Below are 26891 nucleotides of genomic sequence, written 5' to 3'. Positions count from 1 at the left end.
TCGCAGCCTGGTTGGCCAGTGCATGGCAACTCCTGCCCGCCTCCCGTACTGTTTCGGGAACCTCGTCAGTGAAACGAACAGGTTCTGGTCGGCCAGTAGTTGAAGGGTTTGCTTTTCTGCGTTCTCGGTCATTGCTGTATCTCCAGGATGGTGTGCAGTCGGAGTCTTTCGAACTCCAGCTGCAAACCTACCTGTCACGACGGGCGCTGCCTGCCGTGTAACACTTCCGGCCTATCAGGGCTTGGCACCGTACCAGCGCGGCGTGTACGCCCAGAGCCCACCATCGGCGCGCGCGAAGGTACAGGTCAGCGACGAGCCGACCAGCACCATGGTGCGCATGTCGACCATGTCTGGCTGCAGCTCTGCCAAGGTGACGACCTTGAGCGTCTGCCCGGGCCGACCAATGTCGCGACCAAGTACTACCGGCGTGCTCCCCTTGCGGTGCCTGCGCACCACCTCCAGCGCCACACCGAGCTGATGCGGCCTGGATCTGGAGATCGGGTTGTAGAAGGCCAGCACCAGATCCGCCTGGGCCGCCAGGTCCAGGCGCTTTTCGATGATCGACCAAGGCTTGAGGTTGTCCGACAGCGACATCACGCAGAAGTCATGCCCCAGCGGCGCACCGGCCTGGGCGGCGGTCGCCAGCGAAGCCGAGACGCCCGGCAGGATTTCAAGGTCGACGCGGTGCCACGCGGGGTCGCTCGCCTCATGCAGGGCTTCGAGCACCGCCGCCGCCATGGCGAACACACCCGGGTCGCCCGAAGACACCACAACCACCGAACGGCCTTGGGCCGCCAGTTCGAAGGCATGCCGGGCACGCTGCATCTCTTCACGGTTGTCGGTGCAGTGCTGCACCTGATCATCACGGAACGGCCCCGCCATGCGCACGTAGGTCTCGTAGCCGAGAATGTCCTCGGCACGCGCCAGCTCGGCCTTTACCGCCGGCACCATCAGCTCGGCAGCACCAGGCCCCAGGCCGATCACCGCCAGGCGGCCACGCTTGCGACCCAGGCGAGCCGTGTCGACCGGCAGTGCGGCCGATGCGATGACCAGGCCCGGCCGCTCGACCAGGCGGGCTTCGGGCAAAGCCTCGGCCACCATGCTGGCCAGCGTGCCGTTCATTGCCGCAAAGCGCAGCACAACGCCCAGTTCCGCTGCGGCCTCGTGCAAGGAAGGCTCGGCCATCGCCTGATCGGCGACCAGCAGGCAAGCCAGCGAGGGCTCGGCGATACCGGCCTCACGCAAGGCGCCACGCACCTGCTCGGCCAGCCCGGGGCCGCCTGCAGCCAGAGCCACCACCACGGACCGCGGGTGGATCAGCAACTCATCACGGCTGGCCTCCCGTGCGTCACAGCCGACATGGATGGTACGCCGGGCCGCGTCACTGGCCGGCAGTTGCACCTGTGCAAGCCAGGGCGCATCGCCCTCGATACGCACGCTTTCACCGGCCAGCAGATCAGAGACAAAACGCTTGCCCTGCTCCAGGTCCGCCAGGGCATAGCCTTCTGGCGGGTTGAGCAGGCAGGTGCCGAAGCGCAGTTCACCGCTGGTGGTGATCGCTGCTGCCACACCCAGCGCCTCGCCGAGTTCACGCGCCATGACGTTGACCCCGCTCAGGCCACCCAACAGCGGCACCACCGCGCTACCGTCCTCGGCCACGGCCAGTACGGGCGGCTCTGCACCTTTCTCATCGAGCAGGCTGGCCAGGCTGCGGATGACGATACCGGCTGCGCACAGCGCGATGATCGGCGTGGCCTGCTGGTACAGCGCGCGCAGGGTATCGCCGAATCCGTCGTAATACTGATCGGCGCCCTCGACCCGGCCACGCAGGCCATGAATCATCGCCTGTGGATAACGCTGCTGGATACGCTGCGCCGTGACCAGGCTGCCGGCCCCAAGCATGACGATGGCCGGCGCCTGTTGACTGTTCAGCCCTGCCATTTTTCCCCCGGCACGATGATCAGCGAGAAGTATGGCGACGACTGCGGGTCTACCTGATCCAGCGGCACGATCTTCTGGTTGGCCATGGTCGCCCGCTCGACATACAACGCGCGCCCGTCCAGGCCCAGTTCGCCCAGCACCTGGCGTACCTTGGGGAGGTTGCGGCCCAGCTTCATGATCACAGCCGCATCGGCATCTGCCAGGCGGCGCTTGAGCGCTTCGGCAGGCAGCACGCCCGACAGCACCGACAGGCTCTGGTTGCGATACACCAGCGGCGCGCCCAATACCGAGGCGCCGCCGAGCATCGAGCAGACGCCCGGGACCACTTCGGCCTCATGCTTCTGGGCCAGGCGGTCGTGCAAGTACATGTAGGAGCCGTAGAAGAACGGATCACCTTCGCAGATGACGGCCACATCGCGACCGGCATCCAGATGCTCGGCCACCTGCACGGCAGCCTCATCGTAGAAATCGCTGATCACCTGCTCGTAGGACAGTGGCGCAGGCAGCACCTCGGTGGTCACCGGGTACACCAGCGGCAGCAGGGTCTGCTCGGCTTGCAGGTGGGCCTCGATGATACCGAAGGCGTTGCCGCGCTTGCCCTTGGCCACGAAATACGCCACCACGGGCGACTCGCGCAGCAGGCGCAACGCCTTGACGGTGATCAGTTCAGGGTCGCCGGGGCCTACGCCCAGGCCTAGAAGACGTCCGCGCGGCGCCATCATTCCACCTCCGTGGCCAGGGCATTGACCGCGGCAGCGGCCATCGCGCTACCGCCCAGGCGGCCCTGCATGATCACGAACGGCACGCCGCGGCTGTCGGCGGCAAGCATCGCCTTGGACTCGGCGGCACCCACGAAGCCGACCGGGAAACCGAGAATCAGCGCAGGTTTAGGTGCACCGGCATCGAGCATCTCCAGCAGGTAGAACAGCGCGGTCGGGGCATTGCCGATCACCACCACGCTGCCTTCCAGGTACGGGCGCCAAAGCTCCAGGGCCACGGCAGAACGGGTGTTGCCGGCGTCCTTGGCCAGGCCTGGCACGCTTGGGTCGCGCAGGGTGCAGATCACCTGGTTATTGGCGGGCAGGCGCGCACGGGTGATGCCTTCGGCAACCATGTGTGCATCGCAGAGGATCGGCGCGCCATGGGCCAAGGCTTCACGACCGGCACGGCCAGCACCTGCGGAAAACTGCAGGCCGTCGATGGCATCGACCATGCCGCAGGCATGAATCACGCGCACGGCGAGCTTTTCCAGGTCTGCGGGAATCCGCTCGAGCCGGGCTTCCTCGCGGATGATCCGGAAGGAATTGCGATAGATCTCCTGACCATCGCGGATGTAGTCAATCATCAAGGTGCTCCGTCGGCAGGGCGAGCATGGCGCCTGCTTCATTCAAGGTAAGGTCGGTGCCGCGCAGGGCTCCCAGGCCCGGCAGGTGCGCGTCACGCAAATAGAGGTCATAGCGGCCCGGTGAACGGGCCAGCAAAGTGGCCGCGGCGACATGGGCCACGGCACAGGAACGCGGGCAGCCGGAAAGGTGCACGCTTACTGGCGCGCCACTGCCCAGCAGCGCCGCCAGCTCGACGGCATCGGCCTTGGTCTCGGCCTGGCCCTTGGCGCAGCCACTGCTGCCAGTGCAGGCGACCATGCGCGCCAAGGGCTCGGCAGGCTGGCAAAGCAGGCCCAGCGCCGATAGCTCGACACGGGCCTGGTCGAGGCCGGCAGCGGCGATGTTGGTCAGCATCAGGCTTTGCCACGGGCTCAGGCGCAGGCTGCCGTCACCCCACTGCCAGGCCACCCGGGCAGCCCCGCGCAACATGGCGGGCGACAGCCGGCCCAGCGGCGGCGCTACGCCCAACGCCATGCCCTGCTGTTGCGTCACGGCACCCAGCCATGGGCTTTGGCTGACTTTGCGTTGCCACTCGAGCACGGCCGCATCGCGGCGGATCTGCAAGCCGAGGCCGTTGATGAACGCATCCGCCGGGCAATCTTGCAGCAACTGGCGCATGCGCGACTGTTCAGGGCTGGCCAGATCGAGGAAGCGATCGAGCACCGCACGCACCAGCCCCAACCCTTGCTCCAGCGGCACTGCGCCCATTACCTGGCCGTCGGCCGGGCAGCTGGCCAGGCCGAATGCCAGCCAGTCACGCTGCTCCAGGCGCAGTGCCGAGAGCCACAGGTCGTGGGGGTGTTCGAGCATTGCCACGCCTTCACCACCGTCCAGTTGCACGGCGAACTTGGCCGACAGCTGATGGAAGCGCGACGTGCCTTGCAGCAGGTCGAGGATTTGCCCGGCCAACGGACGGACATCAAGCAGCATGGCCGGGTCATGCCCGGCCAGCGGGCTGAGCATCAGGTTGCGCACATCGTCGCTGGCCGCATCACGTGGCCCGAGCCCTGCAGCCAACAGGCATTCGACCAGCCCCGCATGATCGCTGCCAATGCCACGGATCTGCAGGTTGCCACGGTTGGTGGCCTCGATCACTCCGCCGGCGAAGCGCTCGGCTGCCGCCGCCACCGCCTCGGCCTGGTCGGCCAGCAGCAAGCCGCCGGGCAGCTTGATACGGCATATGCCACCGTCACGGGCGCTGACGATGCGCCACAACCCCGGGCAGGCCGAGGGACGGAGTGAGGCTACGGGCGTGTTGGCTGGCGTCAAAGGGGCGTCCGGCAATCGCTGAAAATGCGCTTGAGTGTAGAAGGCGCGGTATTATGCCTGCTTTGTCCGGCGGCATGAAAAGCCGGTGGTCGAGCATCAACAGCGATTGAGCAGAAATTTTGGGGGCGCTGTGCGCCCCATCGCGACACAAGGCCGCTTCTGCAGGAAACACCGCCCCCTGTAGGAGCGGCCTTGTGTCGCGATGGGCTGCACAGCAGCCCCAGATCCCAAAGAGGTAGCAATGACCCCCTGGCTGACAGTAGTAGGCATCGGCGAAGACGGCTTCAGCGGCCTGGGCAAGCAGGCCCGGCGCGCCCTGCTGGGCGCCTCGCGGATCATCGGCAGCCCGCGACAACTGGCCCTGTTGCCGCGCTGCATCGGCGCACAGCGGCAGGACTGGCCAACGCCGTTCTCTCTCGCCCCGGTACTGGCCCTGCGCGGTGAGCCGGTCTGCGTGCTGGCCAGCGGTGACCCGATGTTCTACGGCGTAGGCGCCAGCCTGGCGCGGCAGGTACCGGCCGCAGAAATGCAGGTGCTGTCGATGCCCTCCTCCTGCGCCCTGGCCGCCGCGCGCCTGGGCTGGCCGCTGCAGGACGTGCACGTGGTGTCGGTGGTCGCACGCCCGCTGGCGGCGCTCAATGCGCACCTGTACAGCGGCCAGCGCCTGCTGGTGCTGAGCAACGATGGCGATAGCCCTGCGGCCATCGCTGCACTGCTGCGCGAGCGCGGCTTCGGGCCCAGCCGCCTGCACGTACTGGAACACCTCGGTGGCGCGGCCGAGCGGCACCTTTGCGCCAGCGCCGATGACTGGCCCGCCGCTGAAGTCGCCGACCTCAACCTGGTGGCCATCGAATGCCTGGCCAGCCCGAATGCCGTGCGCCTGTCGCGTGTGCCCGGGCTGGCGGACAGCGCCTTCCGCCATGACGGGCAACTGACCAAGCGCGACGTGCGCGCCATTACCCTGGCGCGCCTGGCGCCGCAGCCCGGCGAACTGCTCTGGGACGTGGGCGCCGGTTGTGGCTCGATCGGTATCGAATGGATGCGCGCCCACCCGGCCTGCCGCACCCTGGCCATCGAAGCCGACGAAGGCCGCCAGGGCTTCATCGAATACAACCGCGATGCCCTGGGTGTCCCCGGCCTGCAACTGGTTCGTGGCAAAGCCCCCGAAGCCCTCGCCGAGCTCGAACGCCCGGATGCCATTTTCATTGGTGGCGGCGTCACCCGCGAAGGCGTGCTGCCCCTGTGCTGGGAACGCTTGCGCCCCGGCGGGCGGCTGGTGGCCAATGCGGTCACCCTGCAAAGCGAACTGGCCTTGGCGCATTTTCGTGAACAGCATGGCGGCGAGCTTACCCGCATCCATATCGCCCAGGCCCAGCCCTTGGGCGCCTTCGATACCTGGCGCCAGGCGTTGCCGATCACCTTGCTCGACGTGGTGAAACCCCTCGATGCGTGAAGAAACCCACGAGCAACCCGCGCCCCTGCGCAGCGGCCTGACCACCGGCAGCTGCGCCACCGCCACCAGCCTCGCGGCTGCAAAGCTGCTGCTGACCGGCCAGTGCGACGACGCCGTGGACATCACCCTGCCCAAGGGCAAGGTGGTGCAGATGCGCCTGGAGTTCTGCCGCCTGGTCGGCGAGCGCGCCGAAGCGGGCACCCTCAAGGATGCCGGCGACGACCCGGACGTCACCCACGGCGCCCTGCTCTACAGCCAGATCCGCTTGCAGGAACAACCTGGCATACGCTTCGTCGCAGGCCTTGGCGTCGGTACCGTCACCCGCCCCGGCCTGGTGCTGGCAGTGGGTGAGCCCGCCATCAACCCAGTCCCTCGGCGGATGATCAGCGAGCATTTGCAGCAGTTGGCCGACGCCTGCAGCTACCCGGGCGGTTTCGAGGTCACGGTGAATGTGCAAGGGGGTGAGGCGCTGGCGCTGAAGACCATGAACCCGCGCCTGGGCATCCTTGGTGGGTTGTCGATCCTCGGCACCAGCGGCATCGTGCGGCCCTTCTCTTGCTCGGCCTATATCGCCTCGATCCACCAGGGCATCGATGTCGCCCACACCAATGGCTACACCCATATCGCAGCCTGCACCGGCAACGCCAGTGAAGACACCATGCGCCAGGTCTACAACTTGCCCGAAATCGCCCTGATCGAGATGGGCGATTTCGTCGGTGCCGTCCTCAAGCACGTGCGCAAAGTGCCAGTGCCACGCCTGACCTTGTGCGGTGGTTTCGGCAAGATCAGCAAGCTGGCGGCCGGCCACATGGACCTGCACAGCCGACATTCGAGCATCGACCTGCCGCAACTGGCCGGCTGGGCAGCGGACATCGGCGCCGACGCCGAGCTGCAAGCAGCGATCATTGCCGCCAACACCAGCCAGCAAGCCTTGGCCTTGGCACACGCCGCTGGTATCGCCTTGGGCGATGCGGTGTGCGCCCATGCCCTGGCTTTTGCCCGCAGCGTGGTGCCGACCCAGGTGCACGTCGAAGTATTTGCCATCGACCGCCAGGGCGGCATCGTCGGCAAGGCCGGTGTGCAATGACGCCCCGCATCCTCCTGCTCGGCGGTGTCACCGAAGCGCTGGCCATCGCCCGCCAGCTCGGCCCCGAGCACATCTACAGCCTGGCCGGTATTGGCCGCGTGCCGCAGGACCTGGCCTGCCAGGTGCGGGTTGGTGGCTATGGCGGTGCACAGGGCCTGGCCGCCTACCTGCGTGAAGCCGGCATTACCCTGCTGATCGACGCCACCCACCCCTATGCCGCACAGATCAGCCGTAACGCTGCCAGCGCCGCGCAGGCAGCCGGCATTCCCTGCTGGGCCTTGCGCCGCCCGGCCTGGCAGGCACAGCCGGGGGACGATTGGCGTGAGGTGGAAGACTGGGCTGGGCTGATCGAGGCGCTCAAGCCGTTTCGGCGGCCATTGTTCACCCTGGGTCGCGAGCCGCTGCAGCATCTTGAAGAGATTCCGCCGGAGCAGTTCTGGACCCTGCGGGCGCTGGAAGCCTGCCCTGGCAATGAACGTTGCGAGGTGATCGGCGCACGTGGGCCGTTTCAGATCGAAGACGAGCGGGCACTGTTCGAACGGCGTCGAATCGATGTGCTGGTGAGCAAGAACAGCGGCAGCGTGGCGACCGAGCCGAAACTCGAGGTGGCCAGGGAGCAAGGGGTGCCGGTGCTGATTCTGAAGCGCCCAACTTTGCCTGCGGTGGATCGTGCGTTCACATCCACCGCTCAAGTGCTTACAGCCGTTTCAGATTATTCCTGCACGCCGTGAAGTGGCCCTGTGCCGCTTCGCTGCCGTAAACTCAGGCCCTCCCCCCCGGAAGGCGTGACTCATATGGAAATGCAATGGTGGGTCTGGCTGGTGTTCGGCATCGGCCTGATCCTGCTCGAACTGGTACTGCCCACGTTCTTCATCATCTGGTTCGGCATCGGTGCCGTGCTGGTCTCGCTTATCGCCCTGGCAGCCCCCGCCCTGCAACTGGACATGCAGGTGCTGCTGTGGGTGCTGTTCTCCTCGGTGACCACGGTCCTCTGGTTCAAGCTGTTCAAACGCAAACAACCCGACGTGCGCTGGACCGCTGACAGCGTGATCGGTGAAGTCGGGCTGCTGACCAGCAGCGTCTCGCAATTCCAGAAAGGCCGCGTGCGCTTTCAGAAGCCGCTGCTCGGCAACGAAGAATGGACCTGCGTCGCCGACGGCGACATCCCCGCCGGCGAGCGCGTGCGGCTCGTCACCATCGAAGGCAACACCGCCCGGGTCGTCAGGGCCTGAAGTGGCAATTAAAAGGAAGTTTGCATCATGACCAGTCTCATCGTCGTCGGCGCCATCGCCCTGTTTGTCCTGATCACAGTATTCAAGGGCGTGCGTATCGTGCCCCAGGGCGAAGAGTGGATCGTCGAGCGCCTGGGCCGCTACCACAGCACACTCAAACCCGGCCTGAACATCGTTATCCCGTACATGGACGTGGTCGCCTATCGCCTGCCGACCAAAGACATCATCCTCGACGTGCAGGAACAGGAAATCATTACCAAGGACAACGCGGTGATCGTCGCCAACGCCTTGTGCTTCGCCAAGGTGGTCGACCCGCAGAAGGCCTCCTATGGCGTGCAGAACTTCTCGTTCGCCGTCACCAGCCTGACCATGACCTCGCTGCGCGCCATCGTCGGTGCGATGGACCTGGACGAAGCACTGTCTAGCCGTGAGCAGATCAAGGCGCGCCTGCGCGAGGCAATGTCCGAGCAGACCGAAGACTGGGGCGTGACCGTGCGCTCGGTGGAGATCCAGGACATCAAGCCTTCGCAGAACATGCAGCTGGCCATGGAGCGCCAGGCAGCCGCCGAGCGTGAGCGTAAAGCCGACGTGACCCGCGCCGAAGGCGCCAAGCAGGCAGCAATCCTCGAAGCCGAAGCGCGCCTGCAGTCGGCCAAACTGGATGCCGAGGCGCAGATCAACCTGGCCGAGGCTTCGGCGCGGGCGATCTCGCTGGTCAAGGAAGCGGTCGGCAACGAGACCGTGCCGGCCATGTACCTGCTGGGTGAGCGCTATGTAGGGGCCATGGAGAACCTGGCCAACAGCAGCAATGCCAAGGTCGTGGTGCTGCCAGCGGACCTGCAGGAGACCGTGCGTGGCCTGATGGGCCGCAACAAGGCTTGAACATGGCCGGGGCTGCCTCGCAGCCCCCGCCTGCGTCACTTCACCGCACCCCGTCATTTTTACCTATACTCCGCCTTACAATACCGCCCACGATTCCTGACCGGATCTCTCCATGCCCCCACGTCGGCACATTGCCTGGATAGCCTGCCTTGCAGTGCTGTTCAACCTGCTGGCCATGCCGCTGTCTTCTGCTGCGCCCAAGGGCCCGGCAGAGCAGCTGCTGTGGGGGGCTTTCTGTTCCAGCCTGGCCGGCAAGGCCAAGGCCGATGTCCAGGCCCTGGCCAAGATCGACCTAGGCACGCAAAGCGATCAGCACTCCAACATGCAGCACTGCTGGTGCTGTTCGGGCGCCTCACCGCTGCTGGCCCTGCCGGGTTACCCGCCGCAACTGCACAACCCGCCCACACGGCTGGCCGGGCATGCACCGCCGCTGATTGATTACCAGCCCACGCCGCGCCAGCTATGGCCTGCGCTCAATCCCCGTGCCTCTCCCCTGGTCTGAGTTCATCACGCTGTCTGCCTGAACCTGAACAGATCGGAGACTCACCATGCTCAAGCAAGCTCTCGTACTGGCTGCCCTGCTGCTGCCCGGCGCCTACGCCAACGCACATGAATACACTGTGGGCGACCTGCACATCGCCCACCCTTGGTCGCTGCAACTACCGCCCAACGCACCCAACGTTGCCGCCTATTTCGTCGTGCACAACAACGGCAAGGCCGATGACCGCCTGCTGAGCGTCGACAGCCCGATCAGCGATGACGCGCAACTGCACGAGCATGCCATGAGCGCCAGCGGCGCCATGAAGATGCAGCAGGTGCAGAGCGTGGTGGTGCCCGCTGGCAAGGACCTGACCTTCGCCCCCAGCGCCTACCACGTGATGCTGATGCAACCCAAGGACCGCAGCCTGCTCACCGACGGCAAGCGCTTCCCGCTGACCTTGCACTTCGAGAAGGCCGGCGACATCACCGTCGACGTGGCCGTACAGAAACAGGCGCCGGCGGACCAGCCCCAGGCCCACGAACACGCGCACTGACGCCCGCTGACAGGCGCTCGCCAGCATGAGCCTGCCGCGCAACAGCCTCAGCCGTACCACCCGCCCTGAACGCAGGCGCGTCGGTGGCGGCTGGCTGAGCCTGTTCGCCATGTGGATGATCTTCATCGGCCCATTGATTTCTCAATCGATGCCGATGGACCACCACGCCGGCATGAGCATGCCGATGGACATGTCGATGTCCATGCCGGCTGCCCACGCCCATGCCAGCGACAACCAGCAAGGCCACGGCGACGACGGCCAACTGCACGTAATGTGGGAAAAGTGTGGCTATTGCAGCCTGCTGTTCAACTGCCCCGCCTTACCGCAAACCCTCAGCCCGCTCAGCGTCGCCAGCGCAGTTGCCCCTACCCTCATCCCTGCCCCCACGCGCCAGGGCCATGCCCGGCAGGCCGTGTTCCCCGGTGCGCGCAGCCGCGCGCCGCCCCTTTCGATCAGCGTCTGACACCACCGCTATCGCACGGAGCCAGGAGGCTTCGCGCACACTCATGACTGATCGACTGGAATCACTATGTCCGGCTGCACCCCTGTTTTAGCCACCTCCCTGCGTGGGACATTCGCCGCACTGTGCGGCTCGCTGCTCGCGCCCATGGCCCTGGCCGCAGACCCTGGCCATGAAGGCCCCGAGGCCGAGCTGAGCCCGACGGTAATCACTGCGCTTGCACCGAGCTCGCCGCTGACCGTGGTCACCAACCCCAAGGACCCGCGCCAGCCAGTGCCGGCCAGCGATGGTGCCGATTACCTGAAAACCATCCCCGGCTTCTCGGCCATCCGCGCCGGTGGCACCAATGGCGACCCGGTGCTGCGCGGCATGTTCGGCTCGCGCCTGAACATTCTCACCAACGGCGGCGTGATGCTCGGCGCCTGCCCCAACCGCATGGATGCCCCGACCTCCTACATCGCACCGGAAACCTACGACCGCCTCACCGTGATCAAAGGCCCGCAAAGCGTGATCTGGGGGCCAGGCGGCTCGGCAGGCACGATCCTCTTCGAGCGCGAGCCGGAAAAGTTCGGCACCCTCGGTAGCCGGGTCAACGCCAGCTTGCTGGCCGGCTCCAATGGCCGCTTCGACAAGGTGCTCGATGCTGCCGCCGGCAACAGCCAGGGCTATGCGCGGTTCGTCGGCAATCAGTCGCACGCGGACGATTACGACGACGGCAATGGCGGTACCGTGCCTTCGCGCTGGGAGAAATGGAACGGCGATGTGGCCCTGGGCTGGACCCCCGACCAGGACACCTTGCTCGAACTCACCGCAGGCAAGGGCGACGGCGAGGCACGCTATGCCGGCCGTGGCATGGACGGCGCGCAATTCAAGCGCGAAAGCCTGGGCCTGCGCTTTGAAAAGTCCAACCTGGGCGAGGTGCTCGACAAGGTCGAGGCGCAGGTCTACTACAACTACGCCGACCACGTGATGGACAACTACAGCCTGCGTACCCCCTCGGGCACCGGCATGATGGCCGGCCCCATGGCCGCCGCCGTCGACCGCCGCACCTTGGGTGCACGCATCAAGGCCACCTGGCGCTGGGCAGACGTGCAGCTGGTCAGCGGCATCGATGCGCAGACCAACGAGCACCGCGCGCGCAGCGCCATGGGCATCGACACCTACAAGGACAAACCCTGGGAAAAGGATGCCGATTTCCACAACTACGGTGCGTTCGCCGAACTGACCTGGTACGCCACCGGTGAAGATCGCCTGATCACCGGCGCCCGCCTGGACCGTGCCTCGGCTCGGGACTTCCGTGATGACAGCGCCACCAACGGCAACACCCGCGCCGACACGCTGCCCAGTGGCTTCGTCCGCTACGAACACGACCTGGCAGCACTGCCGGCTACCACCTACATCGGCCTCGGCCACGCCCAGCGCTTCCCTGACTACTGGGAGCTGTTCTCCCCAGACCAGGGCCCAGCCGGCTCGGTGAATGCCTTCGACAGCATCAAGCCCGAGAAGACCACGCAGCTCGACTTCGGTATCCAGTACCGCGACGAGCGCCTGGAAGCTTGGGCATCGGGCTACGTCGGGCAGATTCGTGACTACATCCTGTTCGACTACCGCACCGGGATGATGGGCATGAGCTCTACCCAGGCGCAGAACATCGACGCCCGCATCATGGGCGGTGAACTGGGTGCGGCCTACAAACTGAGCGAGCGCTGGAAGGCCGACGCCACCCTGGCCTATGCCTGGGGCAAGAACAGCAGCGATGGCAAGGCACTGCCGCAGATGCCACCGCTGGAAAGCCGCCTGGGCCTGACCTACAGCCGCGACAGCTGGAGCGCCGGAGCCCTGTGGCGGCTGGTGGCAGCGCAGAACCGCATTGCCGAAAACCAGGGCAACGTGGTCGGCAAGGACTTCGACAAGAGCGCCGGCTTCGGCGTGTTCTCGCTCAACGGCGCCTACAAGGTGAGCCACAACCTAAAGCTCAGCGCAGGGGTCGACAACCTGTTCGACAAGGCCTACGCCGAGCACCTGAACCTGGCCGGGAATGCCGGGCTCGGCTACCCGGCCAGTGATCCACAGCCGGTGAACGAGCCAGGCAGGACCTTCTGGACCAAGGTCGATTTCAGCTTCTGACAACAACAACGGGCGCACCTTCGGTTGCGCCCATCTGCTGGTCACACAGGAGGTTCCCATGAGAGGAACACGCGTCAATTTCTATAACCTGGCCTGGCGTTGGCACTTCTATGCGGGGCTTTTCGTGGCCCCGTTCATGATCCTGTTGGCGATCACCGGGATCATCTACCTGTTCAAGCCTCAGCTCGACCCGCTGCTGTACCGTGACCTGATGGTGGTCGAAGCCGGCCACCATCGCCAGGGCGCCGATACGATGCTGGCCGAAGTGCGCCAGGCTTACCCGCAAGGCCATGTCGGCCAGTACCTGCCGCCGATCAATGCCGAGCGCAGCGCACAGTTCGTGGTACATGACGCAGGCCGCGAACTGAACGTGTTCGTCGACCCGTACAGCGGCAAGATCCTTGGCGAGCAGGACGGCAAGCAGAACCTCCAGGCCATCGCCCGCGCCCTGCACGGTGAACTGATGGTCGGCACGGTCGGTGACCGCCTGGTGGAGCTCGCCGCAGGCTGGGGTATCGTGCTGGTGGTGTCGGGCTTGTACCTTTGGTGGCCACGCGGGCGCAACGGTGCCGGTGTGCTGTGGCCACGCTTCGCGGCAAAAGGCCGAGTGTTCTGGCGCGACCTGCATGCGGTGACCGGCTTCTGGGGGGCTGCCCTGCTGTTGCTGATGCTGGTCAGCGGCATGACCTGGACCGGCATGTGGGGCAAACAGTACGCCGATCTGTGGAACCGCTTCCCGGCGGCCATGTGGAATGACGTGCCCACGTCGGACCAGGAGGCCCGCGTGCTCAACAACGCCCACCGCCAGACCGTGCCGTGGGCGATGGAGAACACCCCCATGCCGCAATCCGGCGCTCATGCCGAGCATGCCGGGCATCACATGATGGACAGTGCGCCTGCCGCGCCACAGGTGAGCCTGCAGCAGGTGCAGGACATCGCCACTGCACGCCAGGTGGAGCCGGGCTACAGCATCACCGCGCCGACCACTGCAGAAGGTGTGTACACCATTGCAGTGTTTGCCGACGACCCGCGCAACGATGCCACCCTGCATGTCGACCAGTACACCGGCAAGGTGTTGGCCGATGTGCGCTGGCAGGACTACAGCCCAGTGGCCCGTGCTACCGAGCTTGGCGTGATGCTGCACGAGGGCAAGATGTTCGGGCCGCTGAACCAGATCATCATCCTGCTGGTATGCCTGATGATCCTGCTGGGTTCGGTGAGTGGGCTGGTGATGTGGTGGAAACGCCGGCCTGAAGGTGGGCTGGGGGTGCCGCCGCTGCGCCATGATCTGCCGCGCTGGAAGGCTGCGGTGGGGGTCATGCTGGTGCTGGGCGTGATGTTCCCGCTGGTGGGGGTGTCGATGGTGGCGATGTGGGTGGTGGATAGCCTGGTGGTCCGGCGCCGTCGGGTGCTGGCCAGCGCCTGAGTTTTAACCTGCACTGGCCTCTTCGCGGGTAAACCCGCTCCCACAGGTACACCACAGGTTTCGAAGCCTGTGGTGCACCTGTGGTGCTGGCCCGCCTGAGTTTTAACCTGCACTGGCCTCTTCGCGGGTAAACCCGCTCCCACAGGTGCACCACAGGTTTCGAAGCCTGTGGTGCACCTGTGGTGCTGGCCAGCGCCTGAGTTTTAACCTGCACTGGCCTCTTCGCGGGTAAACCCGCCCTCACAGGTGCACCACAGGTTTCGAAGCCTGTGGTGCACCTGTGGTGCTGGACCGCCTGAGTTTTAACCTGCACTGGCCTCTTCGCGGGTAAACCCGCTCCCACAGGTGCACCACAGGTTTCGAAGCCTGTGGTGCACCTGTGGGAGCGGGTTTACCCGCGAAAGGGCCGTAACAGGAGAAACACTGTACCCCAAAAGTCGAGTCGATCTGTCGCGCCCCTATCTGGCACGAGCGTGTTAGCCTAACCGGCTACCTCTGACAAGAAGACTGACCTTTCAAGGGAATGCAGCTTGATGACGCAAACTCAACCCACCACGCCAGATGACCAGCATCTGCAACGCAACCTGACCAACCGCCACATCCAGCTGATCGCCATCGGCGGCGCCATCGGCACCGGCCTGTTCATGGGCTCGGGCAAGACCATCAGCCTGGCGGGCCCATCGATCATCTTCGTCTACATGATCATCGGCTTCATGCTGTTCTTCGTCATGCGCGCCATGGGCGAACTGCTGCTGTCGAACCTCAACTACAAGTCGTTCATCGACTTCTCCGCCGACCTGCTCGGCCCCTGGGCCGGCTACTTCACCGGCTGGACCTACTGGTTCTGCTGGGTGGTCACCGGCATTGCCGACGTGGTCGCCATCGCAGCCTACACGCAGTTCTGGTTCCCCGAACTACCGCAGTGGATACCGGCGCTGACTTGCGTCGCCGTGCTGCTGTCGCTGAACCTGGTCACCGTGAAGATGTTTGGCGAAATGGAATTCTGGTTCGCCCTGATCAAGATCATCGCCATCCTCGGCCTGGTCGCCACCGGCCTGTACATGGTCATCACAGGCTTCACCTCGCCCAGCGGTCGCACCGCCCAGCTGGCCAACCTGTGGAACGACGGTGGCATGTTCCCCAACGGCCTGATGGGCTTCTTCGCCGGTTTCCAGATTGCCGTTTTTGCTTTCGTGGGCATCGAGCTGGTGGGCACCACGGCTGCTGAAGCGAAGAACCCCGAGCGCACCCTGCCGCGGGCGATCAACTCGATCCCGGTGCGGATCATCGTGTTCTACGTGCTGGCACTGATCGCGATCATGGCGGTGACCCCATGGCGCGACGTGGTACCGGGCAAGAGCCCGTTCGTGGAGCTGTTCGTGCTGGCCGGCCTGCCGGCGGCGGCGAGCATCATCAACTTCGTGGTGCTGACCTCGGCGGCCTCGTCGGCCAACAGCGGCGTGTTCTCCACCAGCCGCATGCTCTACGGCCTGTCCCAGGAAGGCGATGCACCCAAGGCGTTCGAGAAGCTGTCGAGCCGCTCGGTGCCAGCCAACGGGCTGTTTTTCTCCTGCGCCTGCCTGCTGTTGGGTGCGGTGCTGATCTACCTGGTACCGAACGTGATCGAAGCCTTCACCTTGGTAACCACCGTTTCGGCAGTGCTGTTCATGTTCGTGTGGACACTGATCCTGCTGTCGTACCTGAAGTACCGCAAGCACCGCGACGCGTTGCACCAGGCGTCGAACTACAAGATGCCGGGCGGGCGCTTCATGTGCTACGTGTGCCTGGCGTTTTTCGCCTTCATCCTGGTGCTGCTGAGCCTGGAAGCAGATACCCGCTCGGCGCTGCTGGTCACGCCCATCTGGTTCGTGTTGCTGGCAGTGACCTACCAGTTCGTGCGTAGCAGGCGCCATCCGCGCTCGGCTGTGCGCAACGGCTGACGCTGATTGGGGCCGCTGTGCGGCCCCAATGCTGTGCACACAAATCCCTGTAGCACCAATCTGGATCCAACCAACGCCCCAACACCTCGCACAACCCCTCTATTACGCACTCTCTGCCATTAGGCACACCCCTTGCAACGCCCCTCCCCGCTTGGCCAACACCCAAAAAAACTCAGCGGAGAGAGCACATGAAGCGTCGCAGTCTGATCAAGGCGTTTACCCTCAGCGCATCAATCGCGGCGATGGGCCTGAGCTGGAGCATCCAGGCCGCCGAAACCATCAAGGTGGGCATCCTGCATTCGCTGTCGGGCACCATGGCGATCTCCGAGACGTCGCTCAAGGACATGGCGCTGATGACCATCGACGAGATCAACGCCAAAGGCGGGGTCAACGGCAAGATGCTCGAACCGGTGGTGGTCGACCCGGCCTCCAACTGGCCGCTGTTCGCTGAAAAGAGCCGCCAGCTGCTGACCCAGGACAAGGTCGCGGTGGTGTTCGGCTGCTGGACTTCGGTATCGCGCAAATCCGTGCTGCCGGTGTTCGAAGAGCTCAACGGCCTGCTGTTCTATCCGGTGCAGTACGAAGGTGAAGAGATGTCGCCGAACGTGTTCTACACCGGCGCCGCGCCCAACCAGCAAGCGATCCCGGCCGTCGAGTACCTCATGAGCGAGGACGGCGGCAGCGCCAAGCGCTTCTTCCTGCTGGGCACCGACTACGTCTACCCGCGCACCACCAACAAGATCCTGCGCGCCTTCCTGCACAGCAAGGGCGTGGCCGACAAGGACATCGAAGAGGTGTACACGCCGTTCGGTCACGCCGATTACCAGACCATCGTCGCCAACATCAAGAAGTTCTCCGCCGGCGGCAAGACTGCGGTCATCTCCACCGTCAACGGCGACTCCAACGTGCCGTTCTACAAGGAACTGGCCAACCAGGGCCTGAAGGCCACCGACGTACCGGTGGTGGCGTTCTCGGTCGGTGAAGAAGAGCTGCGTGGCATCGACACCAAGCCGCTGGTAGGTCACCTGGCAGCGTGGAACTACTTCGAGTCGGTGGATAACCCGGTCAACCAGAAGTTCGTCGCTGACTGGAAGGCCTACGCAAAGGCCAAGGGCCTGCCGGGCGCCGACAAGGCGGTGACCAACGACCCGATGGAAGCTACCTACGTGGGCATCCACATGTGGGCCCAGGCCGCCGAGAAGGCCAAGTCCACCGACGTCGACAAGGTCCGCGACGCCTTGGCCGGGCAGACCTTCAAGGCACCGTCGGGCTTCACCCTGACCATGGACAAGACCAACCACCACCTGCACAAGCCGGTGATGATCGGCGAGATCCAGGATGACGGGCAGTTCAGCGTGGTCTGGGAGACCGAGCAGCCGCTGCGGGCACAGCCATGGAGCCCGTTCATTCCGGGCAACGACAAGCGGCCTGACTATGCAGTGAAAGGTAACTGAGTGCATTGGGGCTGCTTTGCAGCCCTTTCGCGGATAAATCCGCGCCTACAAGGGCTGCGCAGAACCTGTAGGAGCGGATTTATCCGCGATGAATCCACCGCCGATTTCCAGGACTGCCCGAATGCTCAGACTCCTGCTCATTTTATTCCTGCTGCTACCCCTGGCCACCCAGGCCAGCGAGGGCGAATTTTTCCTCACCGCCAAGCCCGCCGAGCAGGCCAGCCTGCTCGAAGGCTGGGCGGCGCAACCCGATGCCGCACGCCTGCCATTGCTGCAGAACCTGCGCGAGGGCCGCATCGCCACCGACGACACGCGCAAGGTGCGCCTGAACAACCGCCTGCGTGGCCTGATCGACAACGCCCTGGCCAGCCACCAACTGCTCAGCGACAACAGCGCGACCCGCCTGGCTGCCGCCCAGCAACTGCAAAAGAGCGCGCAACCGGCGCAGATGGCCTTCCTCGACCGGCGCTTCGCCAGTGAACCGGACGCTGCCGTGCATGCCGCCCTCGGCCTGGCACTGGCCAACCTGCAACTGGGCGCCAGCGAGCCAGCGGTGCGCCTGGCTGCCGTGCGCCTGCTCGGCGAAACCGGTGACCCGCTAGCCCGTACCCGCCTCGAAGCCCTGCTGCAACCTGATGCCGAGAGCGACCCCGGCGTGCGTACCGCCGCCGAAACCAGCCTGGCCCAGGTCAAGCGCAAGCTGCTGATCGGCGAACTGCTTGGCCAGGCCTTCAGCGGCCTGTCGCTGGGCTCGATCCTGCTGCTGGCAGCGCTGGGCCTGGCGATCACCTTCGGCTTGCTGGGGGTGATCAACATGGCCCATGGCGAGATGCTCATGCTGGGTGCCTACAGCACCTACATGGTCCAGGTGCTGCTGCAGCGCTACGCCCCCGGCGCCATCGAGTTCTACCCGCTGATCGCCCTGCCGGTGGCCTTCGCGGTCAGCGCCGGCGTCGGCATGGCCTTGGAACGCACGGTGATCCGCCACCTCTACGGCCGCCCGCTGGAGACACTGCTGGCCACTTGGGGCATCAGCCTGATCCTGATCCAGGCCATTCGCCTGCTGTTCGGCGCTCAGAACGTCGAAGTCAGCAACCCGGCCTGGCTGTCCGGCGGTGTCCAACTGCTGCCGAACCTGGTGCTGCCCTACAACCGCCTGGTGATCATCGGCTTCGCCCTGGCTGTGGTGCTGCTGACCTGGCTGCTGCTCAACCGCACGCGGCTGGGCCTGAACGTGCGCGCAGTCACCCAGAACCGCAACATGGCCGCCTGCTGCGGCGTCTCCACCGGGCGTGTCGACATGCTTGCCTTCGGCCTCGGCTCTGGCATCGCCGGCCTTGGCGGCGTGGCCCTGAGCCAGGTCGGCAACGTCGGCCCGGACCTGGGCCAGAGCTACATCATCGACTCGTTCCTGGTGGTGGTGCTCGGTGGTGTCGGGCAACTGGCCGGTAGCCTCTGGGCAGCGTTCGGCCTCGGCATCGCCAACAAGCTGCTGGAGCCGCAGATCGGTGCGGTGCTCGGCAAGATCCTCATCCTTGCGTTGATCATTCTGTTCATCCAGAAGCGCCCGCAAGGCCTGTTCGCCCTCAAGGGACGGGTAATCGACTGATGAACCAGCCACTGCTTGTCACTGCTACGCAAAAAGCCGGGCCAGGGCTGTCGCTGGCCATTGGCGCGGCTGTCGTCCTGTTGCTGGTGGCCTTGCCGCTGCTGTCGCTGCTGCCGGCTGATCACTCGCTGCACGTCTCGGCCTACAGCCTGACGCTGGTCGGCAAGATCCTTTGCTACGCCATCGTCGCGCTCGCACTGGACCTGGTCTGGGGCTATGCCGGGTTGCTGTCGCTGGGCCACGGCCTGTTCTTCGCCCTCGGCGGTTACGCCATGGGCATGTACCTGATGCGCCAGGCGGCCGGTGACGGCCTGCCGGGGTTCATGACCTTTCTGTCGTGGACCGAGCTGCCCTGGTACTGGGCCGGTACCCAGCACTTCGCCTGGGCTCTGTGCCTGGTGGTCTTGGCACCTGGCCTTTTGGCGCTGGTGTTTGGCTTCTTTGCCTTCCGCTCGCGGATCAAGGGCGTGTACTTCTCGATCATGACCCAGGCCCTGACCTTCGCCGGCATGCTGCTGTTCTTCCGCAACGAGACCGGCTTTGGCGGCAACAACGGTTTCACCAGCTTCCGCACCATTCTGGGCTTCGACATCGCCGCCCAAGGCACCCGCGCGGTGTTGTTCCTGCTCACCGTGGGCCTGCTGCTGGCCAGCCTGTACCTGTGCTGGCGCCTGACCCAAAGCAAGTTCGGCCGCCTGCTCACCGCCGTGCGCGACGCCGAAAACCGCCTGATGTTCTGCGGCTACGACCCACGTGGCTTCAAGCTGCTGGTGTGGGTGCTCAGCGCTGTGCTGTGCGGCCTGGCCGGGGCGCTGTACGTGCCGCAGGTGGGCATCATCAACCCCAGCGAAATGTCGCCGACCAACTCCATCGAAGCCGCGGTATGGGTAGCCTTGGGCGGGCGCGGCACCTTGATCGGCCCGCTGCTCGGCGCCGGCCTGGTCAATGGCATGAAGAGCTGGTTCACCGTGGCCTTCCCGGAGTTCTGGCTATTCTTCCTCGGCGCGCTGTTCATCCTTGTCACCCTGTACCTGCCCAAGGGCGTGGTCGGCCTGTTGAAGAAAAGGAGCCAGCCATGAGAGGCGTGCCCCCGGTACATCCCGAATTCATGCTTGAACCGGTATTCGACAACCTCGGCAGCGGCCGCGAAGCGATCGGCCTGGGCCAAACCCGCAAGGCCGGCCTCGACACCCGCCACGGCACGGTGCTGAGCCTTGAGGACATCAGCGTCAGCTTCGACGGTTTCAAGGCCCTCAACGCGCTGAACCTGTACATCGGCGTTGGCGAACTGCGCTGCATCATCGGCCCCAACGGCGCCGGCAAGACCACGATGATGGACGTGATCACCGGCAAGACCCGCCCCGACACCGGCAGCGCCTTCTTTGGCGACACCCTCGACCTGACCCGCATGAGCGAATACCAGATCGCCCAGGCGGGTATCGGCCGCAAGTTCCAGAAGCCCACGGTGTTCGAGGCGTTGACCGTGTTCGAGAACCTGGAGCTGGCACTGAAGGCCGACAAGTCGGTGTGGGCCAGCCTGGCTGCGCGCCTTGGCGGCGAACAGCGCCAGCGCATCGAAGAAGTGCTGACCACCTTGCGCCTGCTGCCCCTGGCCCAACGCCAGGCAGGCCTGCTGTCACACGGGCAGAAGCAGTTCCTCGAGATCGGCATGCTCCTGGTGCAGGAGCCGCAACTGCTGTTGCTCGACGAACCGGTGGCGGGCATGACCGATGCCGAGACCGAATTCACCGCCGAGCTGTTCAAGGGCCTGGCCGGTACGCATTCGCTGATGGTGGTGGAGCATGACATGGGCTTTGTCGGCAGCATCGCCGACCACGTGACCGTGCTGCACCAGGGCAGTGTGCTGGCGGAAGGCTCGCTGGAACAGGTGCAGGCAGATGAGCGGGTGGTCGAGGTGTACCTGGGCCGCTAGACATGGATACCTGTGCCGGCTTTTTCGCGGGCAAGCCCGCTCCCAAGGTTCGGTGCAGGCCTCGAAAACTGCGCAGTCCCTGTGGGAGCGGGTTCACCCGCGAAAGGGCCGGCACAGGCAACGAAGATTTCCCAGGAACCCAACATGCTAAAGATCGACACCCTGCACCAGTACTACGGCGGCAGCCACATCCTGCGCGGCCTGTCCTTCGAAGCCAAGGTCGGCGAAGTTACCTGCCTGCTCGGCCGCAACGGCGTGGGCAAGACCACCCTGCTGCGCTGCCTCATGGGCCTGGTGCCAGCCCGCGACGGCAGCGTCGAGTGGGAAGGCAAGCCGATCACCACACTCAAGCCCCAGCAGCGGGTCCACGCCGGGATCGCCTACGTGCCCCAGGGCCGCGAGATCTTCCCGCGCCTGACCGTCGAAGAAAACCTGCTGATGGGCCTGTCGCGCTTCTCGGCCCGCGAGGCGCGGGAAGTACCTGCATTCATCTACGAGCTGTTCCCGGTGCTGGAGCAGATGAAGCAACGCCGTGGCGGCGATTTGTCTGGCGGCCAGCAGCAACAGTTGGCCATCGGCCGCGCACTGGCCAGCCGCCCTCGGTTGCTGATCCTCGACGAGCCGACCGAAGGCATCCAGCCCTCGGTGATAAAGGAAATCGGCGCGGTGATCCGGCGCCTGGCAGAACGTGGCGACATGGCGATCCTGCTGGTCGAGCAGTTCTATGACTTCGCCGAAGAACTGGCCGACCAATACCTGGTCATGGCCCGTGGCGAGATCATCCAGCGCGGCCGCGGTGAAAACATGCAAGCCGAAGGTGTGCGCGGGCTGGTAACCATTTAATCTGCCGCCAACGACCCTGCGAGACGCTGTCATGAGTTACCAAATCCGCGACGCCCTGCCCGCCGATGTGCCGGGCATCCTCGACATCTACAACGACGCCGTGCGCAACACCACGGCAATCTGGAACGAAACCCCGGTGGACCTGGGCAACCGCCAGGCCTGGTTCGAAGCACGGGCACAGCAGGGGTATCCGATCCTGGTGGCGGTGGATGAGAGTGGTGTGCTCGGTTATGCATCGTTTGGCGACTGGCGGCCATTCGAAGGTTTCCGCCTGACCGTGGAACACTCGGTGTACGTCCGCGGCGACCAGCGCGGCCAGGGCCTGGGGCCAGTGCTGATGGCGGCGCTGATCGAGCGTGCGCGTGGGTGCGGCAAGCACGTGATGGTCGCGGCCATCGAGAGCGGCAATGCCGCGTCGGTGCGCATTCATGAGCGGCTGGGCTTCGTGGTGACCGGGCAGATGCCGCAGGTTGGGGTGAAGTTTGGCCGCTGGCTGGACCTGACCTTCATGCAACTGGTACTGAACCCAGGTGCTGACCCAACCTGAAATGCGGCCCCTTGTAGGAGCGACCTGGCCGGGGCGAGGCCGCTCCTACAAGGGGACCAGGCAACTCGGCTTACATCTGGGTAAACCTGCCCAGCCGCTGCCTGAGCATGCTGTTCTCGCTGCGCAGCTGCTGCACTTCCTGCAATAACTCCAGGGCCAGCGCCACCCCTTCCCACTCCAGTTCCAGCTCCTGATGCAGCTTCGCCGCGCGCTTGGCCAAGAGCGGCGCCTGATCGTCGAACAGCCAGTCCTCCGGCGTTCGCCCCGAAGGTTCGACAATGCCGTGTTCGACGATCTCGATCACGTAGTCAGCCGTGATGTCGGCTTCCTGACACAGGGTACGCATGTCCAGTTGAACGATCAGGGTGCTGCTCATGATCACTTACTCCATTGTGTCCTCGGGTCGAACGCCGCTTTCTCGGAAAGCTGGGTCCATAGTTCACGGGTAGCAGCGTCGGACGCTGGTGGCATGACCACTTTCAGCTGCGCGTAAAGGTTGCCGCGCTCGCCGTTCTTGTTGGCCAGGCCCATACCCGGTACGCGCAGGCGCTGGCCGCTCTGGCTGTCGGGGCGGATGGTCAGGTTGATCTTGCCGGTCAGGGTCGGCACCGCCACCTTGGTGCCCAGGGCTGCCTCCCACGGCGCCAGCGGCACGGTGATGATCAGGTCATGCCCTTCGACATCGAATAGCGGATGCGGTGCCATGCGCACGGTCAGGAACAGGTCGCCGTTGGCGCCGCCGCCAACACCGGGCGCGCCCTGGCCCTTGAGGCGGATGCGCTCGCCGTCGGTGACACCGGCCGGGATCTTCACGTTCAGGGTCTTGGTGGTGAACCCAGTGCGCTGCCCGGCCGCATTGGTTTGCGGTACCTGGAAACTGATCTGCTTGGATTCCTTGCTCAGGGTTTCTTCCAGGAAGATCGCCAGTTCCAGTTCCACGTCCTGCCCTCGCCTGCCGGCGCTGCGTTGTTGTTGCCGAGCACCGCCACCGAACGGGTTACCGCCGCGGGCACCGAAGATCGAGCTGAAAAAGTCAGAGAAGTCGCCGCCCTCGAAGCCTGCGCCAGCTCCGCCTGCGCCGCCACGGCTCTGCCAGCCTGGCGGGGCCTGGAACGGCCGGCCATGCTGGCCGCCGTACTTGCGGATCTCGTCGAATTCGGCGCGTTTCTGCGCGTCACCCAGCACCTCGTAGGCCTCGTTGGCCTCCTTGAACTTGTCCTCGGCGTCGCGCTCCTTGCTGACGTCAGGGTGATACTTGCGCGCCAGCTTGCGGTACGCGGCCTTGATCGCCTTTTCGTCCGCCGTGGGCTCTACGCCGAGTATCTTGTAATAGTCTTTGAAGTCCATCGTTGGATCACCAATGTGAATTTGCGTGTTGCATCTGAAGATAGGGGTCAAGCATAGCCTTTCAAGGTTCGCTTGGGGTTGCCTCAAGGCAGACGATCGGTCTTGATTCTGTAGCCAACTGGCATAAACTGCGCGGCCGTTTTGCCTCCGGAAGCTTTTTCCCATGTCTGACGTATCGCCGGCCCGCGCGCTGGGTATCGACTTCGGCACCTCCAACTCCACGGTCGGCTGGCACCGCCCGGGCGTCGAGTCGCTGATTGCCCTGGAAGACGGCAAGATCACCCTGCCGTCGGTGGTGTTCTTCAATATTGAGGAGCGCCGCCCGGTGTATGGCCGCCTGGCGCTGCACGAGTACCTGGAAGGCTACGAAGGCCGGCTGATGCGCTCGCTGAAGAGCCTGCTGGGCTCCAAGCTGATCAAGCATGACACCAGCGTGCTGGGCAGTGCCCTGCCGTTCAAGGACTTGCTTGGCATGTTCATCGGCGAGCTGAAAAAGCGTGGCGAAGCTGCCGCCGGTCGTGAATTCGACCAGGTGGTGCTGGGCCGCCCGGTGTTCTTTGTCGACGAAGACCCTGCCGCCGACCAGGAAGCCGAGGACACCCTGGCCGAGGTAGCACGCAAGATCGGCTTCAAGGACGTGTCATTCCAGTACGAGCCGATTGCCGCGGCGTTTGACTACGAGTCGGGCATCAGCCGTGAAGAGCTGGTGCTCATCGTCGATATCGGCGGTGGTACTTCGGACTTTACCCTGATCCGCCTGTCGCCCGAACGCCACCTGGTGGCCGAGCGCCAGAGCGACATCCTCGCCACCGGCGGCGTGCACATCGGGGGTACCGACTTCGACAAGCAGCTGAGCCTGCAGGGCGTGATGCCGCTTTTCGGCTATGGCAGCCGAATGAAGAGCGGCGCACTGATGCCCACCAGCTACCACCTGAACCTGGCTACCTGGCACACCATCAACGCCCTGTACTCGCAGAAGTCGCAGCTGGCGCTGGGCAGCATGCGCTACGACATCGAGGACACGCTGGGCATCGATCGCCTGTTCAAACTGATCGAAGAGCGCGCCGGGCACTGGCTGGCGATGGAAGTTGAAGCCAGCAAGATCGAGCTGACCGAACAGGTCAGCCGTCGCGTCGACCTCAGCCGCGTGGAACGTGAACTGGGTGTGGACCTGACCCGGGAGCTGTTCGAGCACGCCATCGAAGGCCTGCTGGAGCGGGTACGCGGCAGTGTGACCGAGTTGCTGGGCAAGGCCGGCGTGAGTGCAGGCCAGGTCGATACGGTGTTTTTCACTGGCGGTTCGAGCGGCATTCCGGCGCTGCGCAACAGCGTGGCGGCAATGCTGCCGAATGCGCGGCATGTGGAAGGCAACATCTTCGGCAGCATTGGTAGCGGATTGGCTATCGAGGCGCGCAAGCGCTACGGCGCGGTATGAGCCATCTTGGGGCTGCTCTGCAGCCCTATCGCGACACAAGGCCCCGCCTACAGGAGATCGCGTTCCCTTGTAGGAGCGGCCTTGTGTCGCGATAGGGCCGCAAAGCGGCCCCAGCGATCTGTCAGACCAGCTCGGCCCGCCGAAGCTCACTCTTAAGGTAGGCGTAATACACAGGCCCCGCGATCACGCCTGGAAGCCCGAACGCCGCCTCGAACACCAGCATCGCCAGCAACAGCTCCCAGGCCTTGGCACTGATCTGCCCACCGACGATCTTCGCGTTGAGGAAATACTCGACCTTGTGGATCACGATCAGGTAACCCAGCGCCGCCGCCGCCACCCAGATCGACAATGACAGGCCGACGATGGTGATCAAGGTGTTGGACATCAGGTTACCGATCACCGGCAGCAGCCCAAGCAGGAACGTCAGCACGATCAGCGTCTTGGCCAGCGGCAGGTGCACGCCGAACAACGGCATCACCACCACGAGGAAAATGCCGGTGAACGTCGTGTTCAGCAGTGAAATCTTGATCTGCGCGAAGACGATGTTGCGAAACGCTTGCACCAGCAGGTTCAGCCGCTCGAACAGGGCTGCAGCCAGCGGCTTGCGCCGGGTCAGGTCGGGGATGCGCTGCAAGGCGATGATCGCGCCGAGGATCATGCCGATCAGCAGTGTCACGAACATGTGCGCCATGCCCTTGCCTACCAACTGCAGATCGCTCAGGTGGCTCTTGATCCAGTCGCCGATGGCTACCTTGAACTCCGCCGCGCTGGCCGGCAGGTACGCCTCGATGAACGGCGGCAGCTGGCTGCGGGCGCGTTCGACCAGCCCCATGAACTTGTCCAGCGACGCGCCAGGGTTTTCGGCCTCGTGCAGCAGGAAGCTGAAGGCACCGGCAATCAACAGGGTCAGGACACTGACCACCAGCGTGCCGAGCAGGGCCACCGCCAGCCAGCGCGCACGCTGCCCGGCGATCAGAGGCTGCAGGCGCGGGGTGAGCATGTTGACCAGCTCGAACACCAACAGGCCGGCGAGCAGGCTGGGCAGCAACTTCAGGGGCAAGGCCAGCAGCAGCCCGGCCATGACGATGATCAGGCTGGCCAGGGTGACCTGACGGGGGGTGAAAGTCATACAGCCTCGACGGCAGACGGCGGGAATGCCCGCAGTCTGCCAGCCTTCAGGGCACAGGCATAGGCGCAGGTCACTTCTTCTTCAGGCAGTCGCTCATGAACGCCTTGCGCTCGTCACCCTTCAAGGCTTTGGTGCTGGCGTCGGCGTTGCAGGTCTTCATCTTGTCCTGCTGCGACTGCGGCACGTCTTTCTTCAGGCAGGTGCTCATGAACGCCTTGCGCTCGTCACCCTTGAGGGCCTTGGTAGTCGCGTCGGCGTTGCAGGTTTTCATCTTTTCCTGTTGCGCCGTGTTGGCGGCAAATCCTTGTGCGCTGAACAATACAGCTAACACCAGCAGTGGCATTTGCAGCATTTTCAT

The 26891-nt window shown here is 64.8% G+C and carries 26 protein-coding genes; 18 read left to right on the top strand and 8 right to left on the bottom strand.

What is annotated here, in order from left to right; genetic code table 11:
- Positions 1-234: 234 nt before the first annotated feature.
- Genes cobJ through cobG form a run of 4 tightly spaced genes read right to left on the bottom strand, consistent with a single transcriptional unit; the run spans position 235 to position 4610 of the window.
- Complete coding sequence (gene cobJ, locus H040_RS13245) at positions 235-1941, bottom strand: precorrin-3B C(17)-methyltransferase (protein WP_027920805.1); 1707 nt, start codon at positions 1939-1941, stop codon at positions 235-237.
- Positions 1929-2663 (bottom strand): precorrin-2 C(20)-methyltransferase, encoded by a 735-nt coding sequence (locus H040_RS13240; RefSeq protein WP_027920804.1) that lies wholly within the window; start codon positions 2661-2663, stop codon positions 1929-1931. The genes cobJ and H040_RS13240 overlap by 13 nt, the downstream gene beginning before the upstream one ends.
- Positions 2660-3286, bottom strand: coding sequence for a precorrin-8X methylmutase (locus H040_RS13235; protein WP_027920803.1), 627 nt, complete (start codon positions 3284-3286; stop codon positions 2660-2662). Before H040_RS13235 ends, H040_RS13240 begins: the two co-directional genes overlap by 4 nt.
- A complete protein-coding gene (cobG, locus tag H040_RS13230) occupies positions 3279-4610 on the bottom strand; it encodes a precorrin-3B synthase (RefSeq protein ID WP_027920802.1) in 1332 nt (443 codons plus the stop codon). The genes H040_RS13235 and cobG overlap by 8 nt, the downstream gene beginning before the upstream one ends.
- Before the next feature lie 226 nt (positions 4611-4836).
- On the opposite strand from cobG, the gene H040_RS13225 reads away from it, so the two are divergent.
- The 17 genes from H040_RS13225 (at position 4837) to H040_RS13140 (ending at position 22622) form a co-directional block, all read left to right on the top strand.
- Positions 4837-6048, top strand: a complete 1212-nt coding sequence (locus H040_RS13225) for a bifunctional cobalt-precorrin-7 (C(5))-methyltransferase/cobalt-precorrin-6B (C(15))-methyltransferase (RefSeq protein WP_027920801.1) — start codon at positions 4837-4839, stop codon at positions 6046-6048.
- Positions 6041-7135, top strand: coding sequence for a cobalt-precorrin-5B (C(1))-methyltransferase (locus tag H040_RS13220; protein WP_027920800.1), 1095 nt, complete (start codon positions 6041-6043; stop codon positions 7133-7135). The genes H040_RS13225 and H040_RS13220 overlap by 8 nt, the downstream gene beginning before the upstream one ends.
- Complete coding sequence (locus H040_RS13215; protein ID WP_027920799.1) at positions 7132-7866, top strand: cobalt-precorrin-6A reductase; 735 nt, start codon at positions 7132-7134, stop codon at positions 7864-7866. The genes H040_RS13220 and H040_RS13215 overlap by 4 nt, the downstream gene beginning before the upstream one ends.
- Before the next feature lie 63 nt (positions 7867-7929).
- The gene (locus H040_RS13210) at positions 7930-8367 is read left to right on the top strand and encodes an NfeD family protein (RefSeq protein WP_027920798.1); all 438 of its coding nucleotides are present in this window, start codon (positions 7930-7932) and stop codon (positions 8365-8367) included.
- Between the two features lie 27 nt (positions 8368-8394).
- The gene (locus H040_RS13205; protein ID WP_027920797.1) at positions 8395-9249 is read left to right on the top strand and encodes an SPFH domain-containing protein; all 855 of its coding nucleotides are present in this window, start codon (positions 8395-8397) and stop codon (positions 9247-9249) included.
- Positions 9250-9361: 112 nt separating this feature from the next.
- Complete coding sequence (locus H040_RS13200) at positions 9362-9751, top strand: DUF2946 domain-containing protein (protein ID WP_027920796.1); 390 nt, start codon at positions 9362-9364, stop codon at positions 9749-9751.
- Positions 9752-9797: 46 nt separating this feature from the next.
- Positions 9798-10283, top strand: coding sequence for a copper chaperone PCu(A)C (locus tag H040_RS13195; RefSeq protein ID WP_027920795.1), 486 nt, complete (start codon positions 9798-9800; stop codon positions 10281-10283).
- Between the two features lie 25 nt (positions 10284-10308).
- Positions 10309-10746: a DUF2946 domain-containing protein gene (locus H040_RS13190; protein ID WP_027920794.1), complete on the top strand. Its 438-nt coding sequence runs from the start codon at positions 10309-10311 to the stop codon at positions 10744-10746.
- Between the two features lie 66 nt (positions 10747-10812).
- Positions 10813-12870, top strand: coding sequence for a TonB-dependent copper receptor (locus H040_RS13185; RefSeq protein ID WP_027920793.1), 2058 nt, complete (start codon positions 10813-10815; stop codon positions 12868-12870).
- Positions 12871-12928: 58 nt separating this feature from the next.
- Positions 12929-14296: a PepSY-associated TM helix domain-containing protein gene (locus tag H040_RS13180; protein WP_027920792.1), complete on the top strand. Its 1368-nt coding sequence runs from the start codon at positions 12929-12931 to the stop codon at positions 14294-14296.
- Positions 14297-14829: 533 nt separating this feature from the next.
- On the top strand, positions 14830-16236 hold the full coding sequence (gene cycA / locus H040_RS13170; protein ID WP_027920791.1) for a D-serine/D-alanine/glycine transporter: 1407 nt from the start codon (positions 14830-14832) through the stop codon (positions 16234-16236).
- Positions 16237-16424: 188 nt separating this feature from the next.
- On the top strand, positions 16425-17690 hold the full coding sequence (gene urtA / locus H040_RS13165; RefSeq protein ID WP_027920790.1) for an urea ABC transporter substrate-binding protein: 1266 nt from the start codon (positions 16425-16427) through the stop codon (positions 17688-17690).
- Between the two features lie 88 nt (positions 17691-17778).
- Positions 17779-19299: an urea ABC transporter permease subunit UrtB gene (gene urtB, locus H040_RS13160; protein WP_371260274.1), complete on the top strand. Its 1521-nt coding sequence runs from the start codon at positions 17779-17781 to the stop codon at positions 19297-19299.
- Positions 19299-20378: an urea ABC transporter permease subunit UrtC gene (urtC, locus tag H040_RS13155; protein WP_027920788.1), complete on the top strand. Its 1080-nt coding sequence runs from the start codon at positions 19299-19301 to the stop codon at positions 20376-20378. The genes urtB and urtC overlap by 1 nt, the downstream gene beginning before the upstream one ends.
- A complete protein-coding gene (urtD, locus tag H040_RS13150) occupies positions 20375-21232 on the top strand; it encodes an urea ABC transporter ATP-binding protein UrtD (RefSeq protein WP_027920787.1) in 858 nt (285 codons plus the stop codon). Before urtC ends, urtD begins: the two co-directional genes overlap by 4 nt.
- Before the next feature lie 144 nt (positions 21233-21376).
- The gene (gene urtE / locus H040_RS13145) at positions 21377-22075 is read left to right on the top strand and encodes an urea ABC transporter ATP-binding subunit UrtE (RefSeq protein WP_027920786.1); all 699 of its coding nucleotides are present in this window, start codon (positions 21377-21379) and stop codon (positions 22073-22075) included.
- A gap of 31 nt (positions 22076-22106) precedes the next feature.
- Positions 22107-22622 carry a GNAT family N-acetyltransferase gene (locus H040_RS13140; protein ID WP_027920785.1) on the top strand — a complete coding sequence of 172 codons (516 nt, stop codon included), beginning with the start codon at positions 22107-22109 and terminating at the stop codon, positions 22620-22622.
- Between the two features lie 70 nt (positions 22623-22692).
- On the opposite strand, the gene H040_RS13135 is transcribed toward H040_RS13140, so the two are convergent.
- Positions 22693-22998: a chaperone modulator CbpM gene (locus H040_RS13135; protein WP_027920784.1), complete on the bottom strand. Its 306-nt coding sequence runs from the start codon at positions 22996-22998 to the stop codon at positions 22693-22695.
- Positions 22999-23000: 2 nt separating this feature from the next.
- Positions 23001-23969, bottom strand: a complete 969-nt coding sequence (cbpA, locus tag H040_RS13130) for a curved DNA-binding protein (protein WP_027920783.1) — start codon at positions 23967-23969, stop codon at positions 23001-23003.
- Positions 23970-24132: 163 nt separating this feature from the next.
- On the opposite strand from cbpA, the gene H040_RS13125 reads away from it, so the two are divergent.
- Positions 24133-25404, top strand: coding sequence for an Hsp70 family protein (locus H040_RS13125; protein WP_027920782.1), 1272 nt, complete (start codon positions 24133-24135; stop codon positions 25402-25404).
- 121 nt (positions 25405-25525) lie between these two features.
- On the opposite strand, the gene H040_RS13120 is transcribed toward H040_RS13125, so the two are convergent.
- On the bottom strand, positions 25526-26533 hold the full coding sequence (locus H040_RS13120) for an AI-2E family transporter (RefSeq protein ID WP_027920781.1): 1008 nt from the start codon (positions 26531-26533) through the stop codon (positions 25526-25528).
- Positions 26534-26603: 70 nt separating this feature from the next.
- Positions 26604-26891 carry a PsiF family protein gene (locus tag H040_RS13115; RefSeq protein WP_027920780.1) on the bottom strand — a complete coding sequence of 96 codons (288 nt, stop codon included), beginning with the start codon at positions 26889-26891 and terminating at the stop codon, positions 26604-26606.

It is taken from the genome of Pseudomonas sp. URMO17WK12:I7 (genome assembly GCF_003269045.1).
GTDB lineage: Bacteria > Pseudomonadota > Gammaproteobacteria > Pseudomonadales > Pseudomonadaceae > Aquipseudomonas > Aquipseudomonas putida_J.
This window is presented reverse-complemented; position numbering and strand designations above follow the sequence as displayed.